The sequence below is a fragment of the Burkholderia sp. MR1-5-21 genome (assembly GCF_053427715.1).
In genome coordinates, this window is record NZ_JBSAXD010000021.1 from 141,452 (window position 1) to 157,500 (window position 16,049).

Sequence of the window (16,049 nt, forward strand, 5' to 3'; positions counted from 1 at the left end):
TCCCCTTTGTGGGGATCACGTCTTATGTGCAGTTGATGGGGGTTCATAGAATCGAGGATGCCGCCGCGCCTATAAACCATTCTCATGCGCAAAAATGGATCCCCAACGTCTATTCCATGCTGTCGTTACGCTGTATGAAAACCACCGCGCAACAGTGCTCGGCGAGCAGTTGGGCATTTCGCCATTCGCCGTCAGGGTATTGGATATCGTTACCTGCCTGCCGGGCAGCCGGATCGAGGATGTCGAGAATCTGCTGACGGCTACTCGGGCCAAGGTCGTGAGCACAGTGTTCGAGCTGAGCGGAAAGGGCCTGCTCGCCTATATCGATCCGTCATTCGTGCACGAGGACATGCGCCTGTACGCGCAACACGAGTTGCCGTCCTTGCCGGAAGCCACGCACCAGGGCGTTGTGTCTGCGGAAGACGTCATGCCGGATGATTTGGCCACGGCCCTCGAAACATACCAGCGGAAGCTCCTGGATCAGATCGCCCAGTGGACTGCCGGTTCGGACGAACGCGCGTCGGAAGTCATGCTGCAAGCGCTGGCGAAGGCCGAGTCCGGAGACCACCCTGCCAGCGGGGTGCGGCCTTGCCGGTTCCAGAAAGGATCAACGGACCATGACCACGAACGATTCGCTTTCCCGGTTTCATGCCTTCATGGCGGCCTATGAAGGTTGTCGGGCATCGGCGCTCGCAAGCGCATTGCAGGTGACGCCGATGGCCGCGCGAGCGCTCGAGTTGGTCAATACCTTTCCCGGCATGACCCTGCACGAGTTGAGTTGCATTCTTGGCGGCAGTCAGGGGCAGGTGATCGGGGCGGCATTCGACCTCAAGCATCTCGGGTACATCGACATCACCGAGGCGCAGAACGACAGCCGCCGGTGCGTTCTCCGACCTGTTCGGGACAAGATGTCCGGCTTCGACGGGTATCAGCGGCTCGTGAACAATCTGGCAGCGGAGGCCGGACTTGCCGGTCAATTGGAGGCGTTGCTGCCGCTGTATCAGGACGTCTTGATGAAAGCGCTCGAGGAGCTGCAGGGCGACGAGCAGAGCGCCCAGTATCAGGCGCAACGGCGGATACTTGCGCGGATGGTGTGACCAAGACCGACGACCTTCGGGCACGTCGACGCCACTCCGTGCCGATCAAGGTCTGATGTGGAATTCGAGAAATAATGGCAACCGGGCGGCATCGACGGCAGAGCCGGACTGCTCGCATCGCGTTCCATCGGCACGGGCACCGCGCGCTTTCAATGCTAATCTTGACCTCCACCCCGATCCTCGTTCCCGAACGGAAAAGCCCCTCATGGAAAGCTGGACGATTGGCGTGCTGGTCAGCATGGTCACCATCCTGATCCATGCCGCAGCGATGGTCTTTCTGGCCGTCTCGGCGCGCAGGCTCCGTCATGCATTCGATCTGCGGCGCGAGGACGTGCACCTGCAACTGCGCAAGCTGATCGGCGTGATCACGCTGATCTGCATCGCCCTTGGATTGCTGCATACGTTCGAAGCCGCCGCGTGGGCCGCGCTGTTCGTGCAGCTTCATGCGATCGGCTCGTTCAGCGATGCGCTGTTCTACTCGGTCGACACGATGTCCACGCGCGGCGCGTCGGGCCTTGCGCTGACCGAACATTGGCGAATGCTCGGCGCAATCGAGTCGTCCGATGGCGTGCTGCTGTTCGGCATGTCGACCGCGTTTATCTTCGCCATCATCCAGGCTGACTTCGGCGCGATTACGCAGGCTTTGCTTCACGACGGTCGCCGCGATTAGCGCGTGCGTCAATGCCCGATCAGCCGCAATGCGACGAACAGCGCTGCGCCCGCTGCGATCAACGCGATCGCATGAATGCGCGTACGCATCACGCACACGGCGGAGACCACCGCCAGCCCGCGTGCGATCCACCCGCCGTCGAGGCCTTGCAGCAGCACCCAGACCGACGCGAGGATCATGCCGGCCGCCACCGGCCGCAGTCCGGCTTCGAGCGCAACCTGCCAGCGGGCGCCCTGATGCCGCCGCCACATGTGTGCGACGCCATAGATCAGGAACGCGGTCGGGCCGAACAGCGCGAGCGTCGCGATCACCGCGCCCCAGAAGCCCGCCACCTGCCAGCCGATCAGCGTCGCGAGCAGCGAGCCGGGGCCGGGCGCCATCCGTGCGATCGCGAAGTCGTTCACGAACTGCGTGGCCGTCATCCAGTGATGGACGTCGACGACCTGGCGCTGGACATCCGCGATGATCGCCTGTCCGCCGCCGATCGTCGCGATCGACAGCGGCGCGAACACCGCGAACAGCGACACGTATCGGGAAGCGGCCGACATCAGCGTTCACTCCTCGGCGACGCGGCGGCCGCGCGCCGGTATTCGAGCGCGACGCTTGCGCCGCCGCCGATCAGGACCGTCCACACGAGCGGCCAATGCAGCACGGCCACCGACACGAACGTCAGCGTCATCACGACGAACGGCAGCGTGCGGCGCGGCAGCCGGCGCACGGCGGTGAGCGCCATCGAGATCGACAGCCCGATCGCGGCGGCCGCAGCGCCTGCGAGTGCGACGTGGGTCAGCGGGAACCGCGTGAGCGTCGAGAACGCGACGCCGAACAGCACGATCAGCACGGCCGGCGGCGCGATGATGCCGGCAAACCCGGCGACGGCGCCGCGCCATCCGCACAGGCGGTAGCCGATCCAGATCGCGAGATTCTTCACGTTGACGCCCGGCAGCGCCTGCGACAGCGCGAGGCCGTTGAGGAACGCCTCTTCGTCGAGCCAGCGCCGCTCGTGGACGAGATCGCGCATCATCCGTCCGCTCAGGCCGCCGCCGAAGCTGGTCAGGCCGATTTGCGCGAAGGTCAGGAAGAGTCTGGCCACACCGGGGTGCGATGGCGGGGCAGACGAATCGGCTGCAGGGCGGGACGTGGACATTGCGTTGGCGTTCGAGGGGGCGGTATGCGAGTCATCTTACCGAGTTCCGTCGCTGCGGCGCAGGTCCGGCGAATCCACGCATGAACGCAGGACCTCGCGGCCGAGGTCGCTGAATCGGGCGCCCGGCGCTACGCGCGCACGACCGTCACGCCGGCCGCTTCGATCGGCTGCGTCAGTGCCGGGTCGGCCGCCTGCTCGACGACGATCGTCTGCGCGAGCGTGATGTCGCCGATCACGAACGGCGACGCCGCACGGAGTTTCGACGACGACGCGAGCACGACCGTCTCGGCCGCGCGCGCGGCGAGCGCGCGCTTGATGCCCGCTTCCTCGTAGTCGCCGGTGCTGAGGCCCGCGACCGGATGGACGCCGGTCACGCCCATGAAGTAGAGGTCCGCATGGACGTGCGCGATCGCTTCCATCGCGGCCGCGCCGACGGTGACGATCGAATGCTTGAACAACCTTCCGCCGATCAGGATCACGTCGATCGACGGATGCTCGGCGAGCGCGACCGCGACGCTCGGGCTGTGCGTGACGACGGTCGCCGCGAGATCGGCGGGCAGCTGGCTGACGAGCAGCGCCGATGTCGTGCCGCCGTCGACGATCACGACCTGCCCCGGCGCGATCATCTCGGCGGCCCGGCGCGCGATGCGGCGCTTCGCGGCCGACTCGAGGTCCTGCCGCTGCGCGAACGGCGCGGTCGCGGGCGAGGCCGGCAACGCACCGCCGTGCACGCGCTGCAGCAGCCCTTCGGCGGCGAGTTCGCGCAGGTCCCGGCGAATCGTGTCTTCCGATACGCCGAACGCGTCGCTCAGCGCGCCGGCCAGCACCTGGCCGTCGCGCGCGAGCCTGTCGAGGATGGCCTTCTTGCGTTGTGTCGTCAGCATGGGGTCATGTGCATGGGTGCGCGAAATTTCTTGATATTGCACGAATATGCACGTTAGCATGGGCGCCGTCATTTGTCGAATGGAGGCCGCCATGGCTGCAACGCAGGACCGCGTGCGCATCGTTGAGACCACCGTGCTGTCGGACGACTGGTACGTGCTGAAGAAGGTGACGTTCGATTTCCGCCGCCGCGACGGCACCTGGCAGCGGCTCAGCCGGGAAACCTACGACCGTGGCAACGGCGCGACGATCCTGCTGTGCGATCCCGCCACCGGCAACGTGGTGCTGACGCGCCAGTTCCGGATGCCGGTGTTCGTCAACGGCCATGACGGGATGCTGCTCGAGGCCGCGGCGGGCTTGCTCGACGACGCGACGCCGGACGCGCGGATCCGCGCGGAAGCCGAGGAGGAAACCGGCTATCGGGTGCGCAACGTCCGCAAGGTGTTCGACGCGTACATGAGCCCGGGGTCCGTGACGGAGAAACTGCACTTCTTCGTCGGCGAATACGACGCGTCGCTGCGCACGGGCGACGGCGGCGGGCTCGCGGACGAGGGCGAGGATCTCGAAGTCGTCGAAATGCCGCTCGCCGCGGCGCTGCATGCGATCGAGCGCGGCGAGATCGTCGATGCGAAGACGATCATGCTGCTGCAGTACGTCGCGCTGCACGGACTGGCCGGCGGGAGGAGCGCATGACGCCGCAGCTCGTGCTGATCGCCGGCCCGTATCGCAGCGGCACCGGCGGCGATCCCGCCCGCATCGCCGCGAACCTCGCTCGGCTCGAACAGGCCGCGCTGGCCGTCTATCGTCGCGGGCATGTGCCGATGATCGGCGAGTGGCTGTCGCTGCCGCTCGCGGCGGTGGCCGGATCCCGGCAGGTCGGCGATGCGCTCAGCGAGGCCTTCCTGTATCCGGCCGCGCACCGGCTGCTGCACCGGTGCGACGCGGTGTTGCGGATCGACGGCGCATCGCGCGGCGCGGATGCGGACGTCGCGCTCGCGCGCAGGCTCGGCAAGCCCGTCTATTTCGCGGTCGACGAGATACGGGCTGCGGCGCCGGACGAACCGGACAAGCCAGATGACCCGGGCAGTGCTGGCGGGTGATCGCTGATGCGTGCGGGAAGCCGTCCCCCGGCAATCGCGCTGCGGGCGGCGAACAATGACGGTTTCGCGCATGGCGGCGACTGCATTCGGCCAAGTACCGCCCCTGGCCGAATGGACGCGTCGCAAGGCGTCCGTTCCGGCGTATGATCGCGACGCTGAACGCCGCGACGTTCGCTGCCGACGACCGAACCACGATGCCGCCCACCGATTCCGCCACCCTCACCGAGCCGCCGCTTCCCGCGCATCTCGTCACCGCCGCCATCGATGCGCTGTCCCGTGCCGATGCATTGCTCGTCACGGCCGGCGCCGGCATCGGCGTCGATTCCGGCCTGCCGGACTTCCGCGGCACGGATGGCTTCTGGCGCGCGTACCCCGCGCTGCGCCACGAGCGTTTCGAATTCCACGAGATCGCGTCGCCGCAGGCATTCCGCGCGCGCGCGCCGCTCGCGTGGGGCTTCTACGGCCATCGCCTCGCGCTGTACCGGTCGACGGTCCCGCATGCCGGATTCGCGATCCTGCGCCGCTGGATCGACGCGATGCCGAACGGCGGCTTCGTGCTGACGAGCAACGTCGACGGGCAGTTCCAGAAGGCCGGGTTCGATCCGGCGCGCATCGTCGAGATTCACGGTTCGATCCACGCGATGCAGTGCCTGCGTCCGTGCACGGAACACACGTGGGCCGCGGACGCGTTCGTGCCGGTCGTCGACGAAGCGACCTGCCGCCTCGTCGGCGACTTGCCCGCGTGCCCGCACTGCGGCGGGCTCGCGCGGCCCAACATCCTGATGTTCGGCGATGCCGGATGGATCGGCGCGCATTACGACGCGCAGCAGCGCGCGCTCGACGACTGGCTTGCCGGGGCCGGGCGCGTCGTCGTCGTCGAAGTCGGCGCGGGCACGGCGATTCCGACCGTGCGCCTGCTGAGCGAACGGATCGGCGCCGACGTGATCCGCATCAACGCGCGCGAAGCGCATGCGCGCCGCGCGGACGTGATCGGGCTGAAGGGCGGGGCACTTGCGACGCTCGCCGCGCTCGATGCCGCGTGGCGGCGCGGCTGAACGCCGCCAAGCATGTGACCCGTCACCGCGCCTACGGCTGGCCGACGAGCGCCTGCACGAGCGCCGGCGCGTGCGGCGAACCGAGGCCCGTCACGTAGTCGTAGCCGCCGGCCGCGTTGCAGATGGAACCGCATTTGCCGTTGCTGCCGGTGGTGACGTCGTGATAGTCGCTGCCATACGCGGTTTTCCCGGCCGCATAGAGCGTGTTGTACGTCCCGCTCAACCGGCTCTTGCCGGCCGCCGTGCGCAGCGAATTCGCGATCGCGACGAGTGCCGACCACTGCGGCGCGCCGGCGCTCGTGCCGCCGACCTGGAACCAGCCCGCTTGCCGCTGATAGGTGACCGAGTCGTACACGGCGAATCCGGTGGACGGGTTCGCGTCGTAACCGACGTCCGGCACCCCGCGCTTGCCGGCGACCGGAATCGGCCACGCAGCCTGGCCGCTGGGTTCGGCCTCCTGGCTGCTCACGCCGCCGCCGCTGCCGCTCCACGCCGTCTCGCCGATGTAATTGCCGTAAGCGTCGGCGGACAGCGTCGTGCCGCCGACCGCGATCACGTTCGAAGACGCCGCCGGGTATTCGGTGCCGGTGCCGCTGTCGCCCGACGACGCGACGAACGTGACGCCCGGCGCGCTGAAGTGGCTGTCGAAGCCGGTCTCGCCACTGAATTCGTTGCCGCCGAAACTCATCGACACGACTGACGCACCGCGCTTCACGGCGACATCGACCGCACTCATCAGGTCGTTGAAGCTGCTCGATGCGGCTTCGACGAGCACGATCCGCGCGTTCGGCGCGATCGCGTGCACCCATTCGACGTCGAGCGCCATTTCCAGCGACCAGCCTGCGTCGCTCCTCGGCTTGCTGCCGCTCGCGTACACCTTCGTGAAGCAGCCATTCAGCGTCGTGCACGCAGGCAGCGAGAACGTGCTGCTGAACACGCCGAGGTCGGACTCGATCTTCGGATCGTCGTACGCGTCGACGATCGCGACGACCATCCCGTCGCCCTGATTCGACAGCGCGTCGAAACCGTATGCGTGCCGCGCGAGCGCGGGCGTGAGCCCCGACACCGCGGCCGTGCTCGCGCGCGGCTTCGTATGGAACGGCGGCCGCGCAAAGCCTTTCGGCGCGCGCGTGCCTTCGATATACGACGATCCGTTGTCCTGCGCGAACGCGACGGTCGATGCGAGCAGCGACACGCACAGCGCCGGCATCAACATGGACGACAGGCGGTTTTTGTTCATTTTGAGTCTCCATGCCGATGGAGTGGGTGGGCCGAATCAAGTCTACGAAATAACCAGATGTAATTGCATGAAATATCGGCAGGATTCGGGAATATCTGATCAGGGAAAATACCGGCGAGCCCGATGAAACGGTCGTTTTCATGAAATAAACTAAAGCCGTGAAATCGATTTCCGGATTTTCACGTGGCCGCTCGATAATCGCTTTTATTCGAATGGTTTCGTAATGTGCAGCGTAATTCGACGGAAATCCGCATCGCGTGCGGCCGCGAATCGATTGCCGCGGGTTCGCGTGCCGGCTTTGGCGTCCGGCGGACGCCGGTTCGCACCGCATGCATTGCCGGCTCGCCCCGAATCCGCATAAAGTGCAGCGTGCGCCGGGCCGTTGCGCATCGCGGGCGGGCAGCCTGCAATTCCCGCGCGCGGCGGCCGGCGCCGCGCCGCATCGTCAGCGAGGCATTCACTTGGTCTATTCGATCGTCGCGATCTTCGTCGGCGCCGGTCTCGGCGCGCTGCTGCGCTGGTTCCTGAGTCTCGCGCTCAACGAATACTTTCCCGACGTGCCGCTCGGCACGCTTGCCGCGAACCTGATCGGCGGCTACGTGATCGGCATCGCCGCGGTCGTGTTCGCCGAGAGGGCGGGCCTGCCGCCCGAATGGCGCCTGTTCGTGATCACCGGTTTCCTCGGCGGGCTGACGACGTTCTCGACCTACTCCGTCGAAGTGATGACGCACGCGCTGCAGGGCGAGTTCGGATGGGCGTTGGCGGTGGCTGCCCTACACTTGATGGGATCGTTCACGTTGACCGCGCTCGGCATGTGGACGGCCCGCGCGTGGCTTGCCGCGGCCTGAGCGCGACCTGGGCGCGAACGCCACCGGAGGCTCGCGATGGACAGGATCTTTTTGCGTTTCTACGTGCACGAGCACCATCGGCTGCACTGGAAGCCGCTGTGGGAGTGGCTGCTCGAGGAGGCGAGCCGGATGGGCGTCGCGGGCGGCTCCGCGTTTCGCGCGATGGCCGGCTTCGGCCAGCACCGCGTGCTGCACGAGGCGCGGTTCTTCGAGTTGCAAGGATCGATGACGATCGAGGTCGAGTTCGTCGTCACCGACGAAGAGGCGCAGCGGCTGCTCGAGCGCGTCGGCCAGGAGAAGGTGCGCGTGTGCTACGCGATGATTCCGGCGCGCTTCGGCGTGATCGACACGCTGGACGCGCCGGCGGAGCAGGGGCAGGCGGGTTAGCCCGCCGCGCGCGGGCGCATGACAGGCGCGCCTGTGTCAGATCCCGAACAGCGTCAGCGACACGGCGGCGCGCGTCACGATCATCAGCAGCACCTGCACGATCACGAACAGCAGGATCGGCGACAGGTCGAGGCCGCCGAGGTTCGGGATCACGCGGCGCAGCGGGTTGAGGAACGGGGCCGTGAGCTGGTACAGGATCGGCATCGCCGGCGAGCGCGGGTTCAGCCACGACAGCAGCGCCATCAGGATCGTCATCCAGATCACGAGATTCAGCGCCCACTTCACGACGGTCAGCAGCGCGACGACGACGATCGTCGCGGCCAGCGCGGTCGGATCGACGCCCGCCATCACGATCATCAGGACGACGTACACGAGCGAGGTCAGGAGTGCCGCGACGACGCTCGCCCAGTCGATCCCGCGCACGCCAGCGATCACGCGGCGCAGCGGCAGCACGAGCCAGTTGGTCGCCTGCAGCACGGCCTGCGTGACGGGGTTGTACGGCGGCACGCGCACGGCCTGCATCCAGACGCGCAGGAGCAACGCGGCGCCGAACAGCGTGAAGACGGTATTGAGCAGAAAACGGGCGATTTCGCCGAACATCGTTGGCATCCTTTTTATACAGTCGAGTAGCGTGCGGCCGCCAACGCCGGATGGCGGCGCATCGGCCGACACCTTATCACGCCTCGTCGCGCGAGGGGGAGGCGCCCGTTGCCGCACGGGCGAGCGATGCCTCGACCGCGTCGGCGAGCGCCGGCAGCGAGGCGGGCGGCGCCGCGCGCTGCGCTGCGAGCGCGACCGCACGACGGGTCATCAGCGCGTAGAGCGTCGCGTGATCGCCGCCGCGCGCTTCGAGCAGCGCGAGCTGGCGTTCGACGATGCCCGTGTCGCCGCGCGACACGGGCCCCGCGAGCGCGTTCGCGAGCCCCTTGTCGCGTGCCGTCTCGATCGTGCCGGCCAGCATCGGCAGCAGCGCGCGCAGCGCGGCCTCCTCGTCGAAGCCGAGCGAGCGCCACAGGTTCACCGCTTCGGCGAGCCCGCACAGCGCGAAGCTCGCCGCGTAGTGCGCGGCCGCGTGGTAGAGCATCCGGCCGCCCGCCGGAATCGACAGCGGGTGGCAGCCGAGCGCGGCCGCGAGGCGCGTGAGCGCCGCGTGCAGCGCGCCATCGGCTTCGAGCGTCACCGAGCAGCCGTCGATGCGGGTCAGGTCTTCGTCGCCGCCGCCGAACAGGTACAGCGGATGGAATCCGCCCGTCGCCGCGCCCTGCCGCCTGACGGGGTCGAGCAGGCCGACGTCCGACGCGCCGCTGCAGTGCACGAGCGCCTGTTGCGCGGCGCGCGACGCATCGAACCGCAGGGCGGCGGCGGTTGCCGCGAGGTGGTCGTCGGGGACCGTCAGGAAGATCAGGTCGGCCGCATCGACCACATGCTGCGGCGTTGCGACGGCGCGGCAGCCGTCGATGCGCGCGGCGAGGGCGGCGGCCGACGCGGGCGTGCGGCTCGCGATCGCGACGACGGGGAAGCCGGCCTGTGCGAAGCGCTGCGCGACGCAGCGCGCGAGGCGGCCGGCGCCGATGAAGCCGAGGCGGGGTGTGTCGGGCAGGGACATGACAGTGGGCAATGCGAAATCCGGGAGACCGTCAGTATCGCAGGAATGTCGAGGCGGTCGCGGCGGGGCAGGGCGCCGGGGTGGCGTCGTTGCTGCGGCCGTGCAAAGCCGGATCGCATAGGCTCGATCAGCGATGCATTGCGCAATGCGATCCGACCCCGCGGGCGGGCCGCTCGACGCCGGAACCCGAACTGTCGGGCTCCTGTCTCAAATTTGTAATCGTTGATTACGAGTGGCCGCGCACGGCGTTCGCGGGAATCGGTAAGACTGACCGCGCAAGCAGACGGCAGCCGTCAGTTCGGACGGATTCCCGCGACCCGCGGCGCCCTCTGGCAGGCGTCCGCGCGGTGCGGTGCGTGGCCTGCGGGCGCGCACGATTGCAATTTGCAACAAATGCTCGACGCGGGTGCTCCGGGTTTTCGCTACATTGCTTGCATGCGACGTGCATGCCTGCCGTTGCCGACAGGGGCGCATAAAATACCGCTCCAGCAGGAGAATCGAAGTGAAGAAGCTCGTTCCGTTCATCGCCGCCGCCGCGCTGGGCCTGGGTGCCGCAAGTGCCGCACAGGCTCACGTGTCGATCGGGGTCGGCATCGGTATCCCGGTCGCGCCGGCGTACCCGGTCTATGCGGCCCCGCCGCCCGTGTATTACGCACCGCCTCCGCCCGTCGTGTATGCGCCGCCGCCGGTCTACTATCCGCCCGCCGTGGTCGTCGGCGGATATGGCGGATATGGCGGGTATGGCGGCTATTATGGCCACCCGTACTGGCGTCACCATGGCTACTACGGCCACGGCTACTGGCGCCGCTGATTGATTCCCGCGCGGCTTGACCGCGCGTGGCGAACGGCGCAGCGTCCCTGGCGGGATGCTGCGCCGTTTTTTGTCGGGGTCGCTCGTCGGCGAGCGGCGATGCTGGGACAATGGATGCCTTCCTCGTCACCCCGCACCCGAATCCGATGCCTGTCCTGCCCGCGCCCGCCTTCGACGATGTGATCGACGCTGCCGCCCGTCTCGACGGCGCCGCGCACCGCACGCCGGTCCTGACCTCCCGTACCGCCGACGCGCGCACCGGCGCGACGCTGTTCTTCAAGTGCGAGAACTTCCAGCGGATGGGCGCGTTCAAGTTCCGCGGCGCGTACAACGCGATTGCCCATTTCGACGCGGAGCAGCGCAAGGCCGGCGTCATCACGTACTCGTCGGGCAACCACGCGCAGGCGATCGCGCTCGCGGCGAAGCTCGCCGGCATCCGCGCGACGATCGTGATGCCGCACGACGCGCCCGCCGCGAAGGTCGAAGCGACGCGCGGCTACGGCGGCGAGGTGATCACCTACGACCGCTACACGGAAAACCGCGAGGAGATCGGTGCGCGGCTCGCGCAGGAGCGCGGGATGACGCTGATTCCACCGTACGACCACCCGCACGTGATCGCGGGGCAGGGCACGGCGGCGAAGGAACTGATCGAGGAAACCGGGCCGCTCGACCTGCTGGTCGTGTGCCTTGGCGGCGGCGGGCTGCTCGCAGGCAGCGCGCTGTCGGCCGCCGCGCTGTCGCCGGGTTGCCGGATCGTCGGCGTTGAGCCGGAAGCCGGCAACGACGGCCAGCAGTCGCTCGCGCGCGGCGAGGTCGTGCATATCGCGACGCCGCGCACGATCGCGGACGGCGCCGCATCGACGCATCTGGGTGCGTACAACTTCCCGATCATCCAGCGGCTCGTCGAGCAGATCGTCACGGTCAGCGACGCGCAGCTCGTCGAGACGATGCGCTTCTTCGCGCAGCGGATGAAGATGGTCGTCGAACCGACCGGCTGTCTCGCGGCCGCGGCGGTGCTCGACGGCGTATTGCCGGTCGAGGGCAAGCGGGTCGGCGTGCTGGTGAGCGGCGGCAACGTCGATCTCGCGCGCTACGCGGAATACCTGCACGGCTGACGCGGCACCGCGGCGCGCGCGTTGCGGCGCGCGCCCGACGAAATCGGGTGCCCGTTCAGACCGCGTGCACGATCAGGTCGCGATAGCCGCCGATGATCACGCTGTACGAGAAATACGCGAACAGCAGCGCCGATGCGACGTGGCATGCGCGCATCAGCCCAGGGCCCGCGCGCTTGCGGCCCTGGCTCGCGAGCGTGCACATGAAGAGGGTCCACGCGAGGCCGCCGAGGAAGAAGCCCGACAGGAACACCGACGCGGTCGCCGGCGTGGTTGCGCCGGCCTTCGCGATCAGCGCGCCGCCGACCGCCGCGAACCACAGGATCGCGCTCGGCGACGACATCGCGAGCAGCATCCCGCGCATGAAGCTGCGCCGCGCGCTCGCGCGCGGCGGTGCCGCTGCGTCCGCATCGTCGCCGTCCGGCGACCTGGCCGGTGCCAGCGCCTCGCGCGCCATCTTCCACGTCAGGAACAGCAGCACTGCGCCGCCGCCGATCCATACCACCCAGCGCACCGCTTCGAACTGCAGCAGCACGGCCATCCCGGCGAGCGCGAGCGCCGCGTAGACCAGATCGCCGACGCACGAGCCGACACCCAGCCAGAAGCCCGGCCGGAAGCCGTGCGACAGCGTGAGCGACAGCATCGCGACATTCACGAGGCCAATGTCGAGACAAAGCGACAGCGACAGGAAGAAGCCGTCTGACATCATCGAGGCGGGCGGAAAGCTCATCGTTTTTCTTCTTGTGGTTTCGGGAATCGGGCGGCGCGGGTCCTCACAGGCCGAGGTCGCGCCAGAGCTGATCGACGCGCGTCTTCACGGCCGCGTCCATTTCGATCGGGCGGCCCCATTCGCGGGACGTCTCGCCGGGCCACTTGTTGGTCGCGTCGAGCCCCATCTTCGAGCCGAGGCCCGCGACGGGCGACGCGAAATCCAGGTAGTCGATCGGCGTGCTGTCGACCATCACGGTGTCGCGCACCGGATCGACACGCGTCGTGATCGCCCAGATCACTTCCTTCCAGTCGCGGATGTTCACGTCCTCGTCGACGACGACGATGAACTTCGTATACATGAACTGCCGCAGGAAGCTCCACACGCCGAACATCACGCGCTTCGCATGGCCCGCGTAGCTCTTCTTCATCTGGACGATGGCCATCCGGTAGCTGCAGCCCTCCGGCGGCAGGTAGAAGTCGGTGATCTCGGTGAACTGCTTCTGCAACAGCGGCACGAACACTTCGTTCAGCGCGACGCCGAGCACCGCGGGTTCGTCGGGCGGTTTGCCGGTGTAGGTCGAGTGGTAGATCGCATCGCGGCGCATCGTGATGCGCTCGACCGTGAACACCGGGAACCACTCCTGCTCGTTGTAGTACCCCGTGTGGTCGCCGTACGGCCCTTCGAGCGCATGTTCATACGCGGCGGACGGCGTGTTCGCCGGGCGCGGCGGCGCGCCGGCGGGGGCGGGCGCCGGTGCGCCTTCCTGCGGGTAGATGAAGCCTTCGAGCACGATCTCCGCGCGCGCCGGCACCTGCAGCGTGTCGACGCCGGGGGTCAGGCATTTCGCGAGCTCGGTGCGGCTGCCGCGCAGCAGGCCGGCGAACTGGTATTCGGACAGCGAATCGGGCACCGGGGTCACCGCGCCGAGCGTGGTCGCGGGATCGGCGCCGAGCACGACGGCGACCGGATACGGCTTGCCGGGGTTCCTCAGCGTGAATTCGCGGAAGTCGAGCGCACCGCCGCGATGGGCGAGCCAGCGCATGATCAGCTTGTTGCGGCCGATCAGCTGCTGGCGATAGATGCCGAGGTTCTGGCGCGGCTTGTTCGGCCCGCGCGTGACCGTCAGGCCCCACGTGACGAGCGGCCCTGCGTCGCCGGGCCAGCAGGTCTGGACCGGCAGCTTGTGGAGGTCGACGTCCTGGCCTTCCCAGACGATTTCCTGGCACGGCGGCGACGACACCGATTTCGGCGCCATGTCCCACACGGCCTTAGCGAGCGACAGCAGCTTGCCGGCGTCCTTCAGGCTCTTCGGCGGATCGGGTTCCTTCAACGCGGACAGCAGGCGCCCAAGGTCGCGCAGCGAGCCGAGCGCGGCTTCGTCGCCCGCATCGACGCCCATGCCGAGCGCGACGCGCCGCGGCGTGCCGAACAGGTTGCCGAGTACCGGAAATGCGTACGGGGGCGGCGCATCGAACAGCAGCGCGGGGCCGCCGGCGCGCAGCACACGGTCGCACAGCTCGGTCATTTCGAGTACGGGCGACACGGGCTGCGTGACGCGCCGCAGTTCGCCGAGCGCCTCGAGGCGCTGAATGAAATCGCGTAAGTCTTTGTATTTCATGAACAAGGTCCGGGCCACCCGCGCGGCGGGCAGCAATGGGCGGGCGCAGCGGCCGGCTGCGGCCCCGAATCGACCGACGATTTTACCCGGCCGGCCGCGCGGCTGCCCGACACGAAAAAAGTTGACGGCGCGCAAACCCGCTTCGGCAGGGGCCTCGCGGTTCTGAAGGGTTGTCTAATATTACTTTTTGTTATGATTTGAAGGTTTTATAGTGTTGACGATCTATAAAACCCTGTTAGAATCGGCTCACATTGGTTGCAGGGTAAAAGGCTTCGAGCCGCCAATCACCGATCTTTTGACGCAGCGCGTCACCGTCTGCCGGAACCTGCACGGCTTGTCGACGGTTCTCGTCGTAGTCTCAGCCAGCGCCTCCTGACGCTGGTTTTTTGCGTGAGTGCCACCGCATATGCCCGCCTTCATATGGATATGAAGGCGCCGGCCCTGTTTTGCCGTGGCCTCGAACGGTACTTATACCGTTTCTCCGATGCCTGCCGTCCCGACCAAGACGTGCGGCGTCGTGATTCCGCGGCGCGCATTCTGTCTCGCCATCGAGCTGAGCGAGCCGCACGAATCATGTTCATGGGAGATATGAATGAACGCTTGGTTATCGTGGCGTCCCAGTGAGCGGCACACGCACGTCGTGCGTGCAGTGCTGCGTCGCGGGACGCGTGTCAGTCACCATTTATTCAGCGTCGTAGGCTGTCTCGCTGTTGCGGTTGCGCTCGCCCTGTGGCTGCTGCCGACCGTGCGCGGCACGATCGCCGCGAAGCTGATGCCGGTCGTGTCCGCGGCCGTGCAGGCCGGTCCGGCCCGCTTGCTGACCGGTCATCCGCTGCCGAATTTCGCGCCTGCTGGCGTGCAGGCGCAGCAGGCGCAGCAGGACGATGCTCCGGAGCCCGACGCGCTTGCAGTCGGTCTCGACGTCGCGTCGGATGCCGTCGCGCAGAACGACGCCGACGAGGCCCACAACGGCCATTCGCCGGTCTCGCTGGCCAAGCTGATTCCGTCCCAGCGCGTGCCCGCCGATGCGCGCGACGACCGTTCGCTCGCGTCGAACCGCGAACAGGCGCTCGTCGCGACCTACCTGTCGCGTCGCTACCGCGTCGCTCAGGAGCCGGTCGGCCAGCTCGTCAAGGCCGCGTTCCAGACCGGCCGCGACATCGGTCTCGATCCGCTGCTGCTGCTGTCCGTGATGGCGATCGAATCGGGCTTCAATCCGTATGCGGAGAGCGGCGTCGGCGCGAAGGGCCTGATGCAGGTGATGTCGAAGGTCCACTCCGACAAGTTCGAGTATTTTGGCGGCACGGATACCGCGCTGCAGCCGCTCGCGAACCTGCAGGTCGGCGCGCTCGTGCTGAAGGACTGCATCGCACGCGGCGGCTCGCTTGCCAGCGGCCTGCGCATGTACAACGGCTCGACGAACCCGGGCGACAATGGATATAGCGGCAAGGTGATGGCCGAGCGCGGGCGCCTGCGCGATGTCGCGCGCGGCCACAGCGTGCCGGTCAATGCGCCGCAGGCGCCGGCGAAGCCGATCGTCACGGCTGCTGCGACGGCGGCCACGGCCGGCGGTGCGAAGCGCATGCATGCGACGCTCGAGGCCGCGCAGCCGCTGTCGGCGAAGACGGCCGCGCCGAAGGCGCCGCAACAGGACGACGCGAGCGTCGATACCGCCAAGCAGCCGCATGTCGATCACTCGGAACTGGGCGCGTAACGACCGATTCGCGCGATTCCAGTTTGGCGAAAACGAAAAAAGCACCCGAG

At 67.8% G+C, this 16,049-nt stretch carries 19 protein-coding genes; 11 read left to right on the forward strand and 8 right to left on the reverse strand.

The genetic code is table 11. The annotated features are described in order from the left end of the window. The first annotated feature begins 94 nt into the window (after positions 1-94). The 3 genes from ACV229_RS26280 to ACV229_RS26290 are packed head-to-tail and all read left to right on the forward strand — an operon-like array spanning position 95 to position 1,767. On the forward strand, positions 95-670 hold the full coding sequence (locus tag ACV229_RS26280) for a hypothetical protein (RefSeq protein ID WP_448086022.1): 576 nt from the start codon (positions 95-97) through the stop codon (positions 668-670). After that, positions 618-1,097, forward strand: coding sequence for a MarR family transcriptional regulator (locus ACV229_RS26285; RefSeq protein WP_448086023.1), 480 nt, complete (start codon positions 618-620; stop codon positions 1,095-1,097). Before ACV229_RS26280 ends, ACV229_RS26285 begins: the two co-directional genes overlap by 53 nt. A gap of 55 nt (positions 1,098-1,152) precedes the next feature. Then, on the forward strand, positions 1,153-1,767 hold the full coding sequence (locus ACV229_RS26290) for a two pore domain potassium channel family protein (RefSeq protein WP_448086024.1): 615 nt from the start codon (positions 1,153-1,155) through the stop codon (positions 1,765-1,767). 8 nt (positions 1,768-1,775) lie between these two features. Here the strand turns inward: ACV229_RS26290 and ACV229_RS26295 are convergent, their stop codons facing one another. From ACV229_RS26295 to ACV229_RS26305, 3 genes are all read right to left on the reverse strand, one after another. Next, complete coding sequence (locus tag ACV229_RS26295) at positions 1,776-2,315, reverse strand: chromate transporter (RefSeq protein ID WP_448086025.1); 540 nt, start codon at positions 2,313-2,315, stop codon at positions 1,776-1,778. Beyond that, positions 2,315-2,914, reverse strand: coding sequence for a chromate transporter (locus ACV229_RS26300; RefSeq protein ID WP_448086026.1), 600 nt, complete (start codon positions 2,912-2,914; stop codon positions 2,315-2,317). The genes ACV229_RS26295 and ACV229_RS26300 overlap by 1 nt, the downstream gene beginning before the upstream one ends. A gap of 128 nt (positions 2,915-3,042) precedes the next feature. Next, positions 3,043-3,798: a DeoR/GlpR family DNA-binding transcription regulator gene (locus ACV229_RS26305; protein WP_448086027.1), complete on the reverse strand. Its 756-nt coding sequence runs from the start codon at positions 3,796-3,798 to the stop codon at positions 3,043-3,045. A 91-nt stretch (positions 3,799-3,889) separates the two neighbouring features. Here ACV229_RS26305 and ACV229_RS26310 point away from each other — a divergent pair, with 91 nt between their 5' ends. The 3 genes from ACV229_RS26310 to ACV229_RS26320 all read left to right on the forward strand — a co-directional run bounded on the left by ACV229_RS26310 (position 3,890) and on the right by ACV229_RS26320 (position 5,951). Next, positions 3,890-4,489, forward strand: coding sequence for an NUDIX domain-containing protein (locus ACV229_RS26310; protein ID WP_448086028.1), 600 nt, complete (start codon positions 3,890-3,892; stop codon positions 4,487-4,489). Further along, on the forward strand, positions 4,486-4,896 hold the full coding sequence (locus ACV229_RS26315; RefSeq protein WP_448086029.1) for a DUF4406 domain-containing protein: 411 nt from the start codon (positions 4,486-4,488) through the stop codon (positions 4,894-4,896). Before ACV229_RS26310 ends, ACV229_RS26315 begins: the two co-directional genes overlap by 4 nt. Positions 4,897-5,090: 194 nt before the next feature. Further along, positions 5,091-5,951 carry an SIR2 family NAD-dependent protein deacylase gene (locus ACV229_RS26320; protein WP_448086047.1) on the forward strand — a complete coding sequence of 287 codons (861 nt, stop codon included), beginning with the start codon at positions 5,091-5,093 and terminating at the stop codon, positions 5,949-5,951. A 31-nt stretch (positions 5,952-5,982) separates the two neighbouring features. On the opposite strand, the gene ACV229_RS26325 is transcribed toward ACV229_RS26320, so the two are convergent. Continuing rightward, positions 5,983-7,191: a S53 family peptidase gene (locus ACV229_RS26325; protein ID WP_448086030.1), complete on the reverse strand. Its 1,209-nt coding sequence runs from the start codon at positions 7,189-7,191 to the stop codon at positions 5,983-5,985. Positions 7,192-7,652: 461 nt separating this feature from the next. Here ACV229_RS26325 and crcB point away from each other — a divergent pair, with 461 nt between their 5' ends. Beyond that, positions 7,653-8,039, forward strand: coding sequence for a fluoride efflux transporter CrcB (gene crcB, locus ACV229_RS26330; protein WP_448086031.1), 387 nt, complete (start codon positions 7,653-7,655; stop codon positions 8,037-8,039). Positions 8,040-8,075: 36 nt separating this feature from the next. Then, positions 8,076-8,426: a DUF190 domain-containing protein gene (locus ACV229_RS26335; RefSeq protein ID WP_448086032.1), complete on the forward strand. Its 351-nt coding sequence runs from the start codon at positions 8,076-8,078 to the stop codon at positions 8,424-8,426. Positions 8,427-8,462: 36 nt separating this feature from the next. On the opposite strand, the gene ACV229_RS26340 is transcribed toward ACV229_RS26335, so the two are convergent. Next, positions 8,463-9,026: a YggT family protein gene (locus ACV229_RS26340; protein ID WP_448086033.1), complete on the reverse strand. Its 564-nt coding sequence runs from the start codon at positions 9,024-9,026 to the stop codon at positions 8,463-8,465. 76 nt (positions 9,027-9,102) lie between these two features. After that, positions 9,103-10,032: a Rossmann-like and DUF2520 domain-containing protein gene (locus ACV229_RS26345; protein WP_448086034.1), complete on the reverse strand. Its 930-nt coding sequence runs from the start codon at positions 10,030-10,032 to the stop codon at positions 9,103-9,105. 427 nt (positions 10,033-10,459) lie between these two features. Here ACV229_RS26345 and ACV229_RS26350 point away from each other — a divergent pair, with 427 nt between their 5' ends. After that, the gene (locus tag ACV229_RS26350) at positions 10,460-10,843 is read left to right on the forward strand and encodes a hypothetical protein (RefSeq protein ID WP_448086048.1); all 384 of its coding nucleotides are present in this window, start codon (positions 10,460-10,462) and stop codon (positions 10,841-10,843) included. 146 nt (positions 10,844-10,989) lie between these two features. Next, positions 10,990-11,958 (forward strand): threo-3-hydroxy-L-aspartate ammonia-lyase, encoded by a 969-nt coding sequence (locus tag ACV229_RS26355; protein ID WP_448086049.1) that lies wholly within the window; start codon positions 10,990-10,992, stop codon positions 11,956-11,958. A 55-nt stretch (positions 11,959-12,013) separates the two neighbouring features. On the opposite strand, the gene ACV229_RS26360 is transcribed toward ACV229_RS26355, so the two are convergent. Both ACV229_RS26360 and ACV229_RS26365 read right to left on the reverse strand, forming a co-directional pair. After that, a complete protein-coding gene (locus tag ACV229_RS26360) occupies positions 12,014-12,685 on the reverse strand; it encodes a LysE family translocator (protein WP_448086035.1) in 672 nt (223 codons plus the stop codon). Between the two features lie 43 nt (positions 12,686-12,728). Beyond that, positions 12,729-14,285 carry a UbiD family decarboxylase gene (locus ACV229_RS26365; protein WP_448086036.1) on the reverse strand — a complete coding sequence of 519 codons (1,557 nt, stop codon included), beginning with the start codon at positions 14,283-14,285 and terminating at the stop codon, positions 12,729-12,731. 592 nt (positions 14,286-14,877) lie between these two features. On the opposite strand from ACV229_RS26365, the gene ACV229_RS26370 reads away from it, so the two are divergent. Continuing rightward, complete coding sequence (locus ACV229_RS26370) at positions 14,878-15,999, forward strand: transglycosylase SLT domain-containing protein (RefSeq protein ID WP_448086037.1); 1,122 nt, start codon at positions 14,878-14,880, stop codon at positions 15,997-15,999. Positions 16,000-16,049 lie beyond the last annotated feature (50 nt).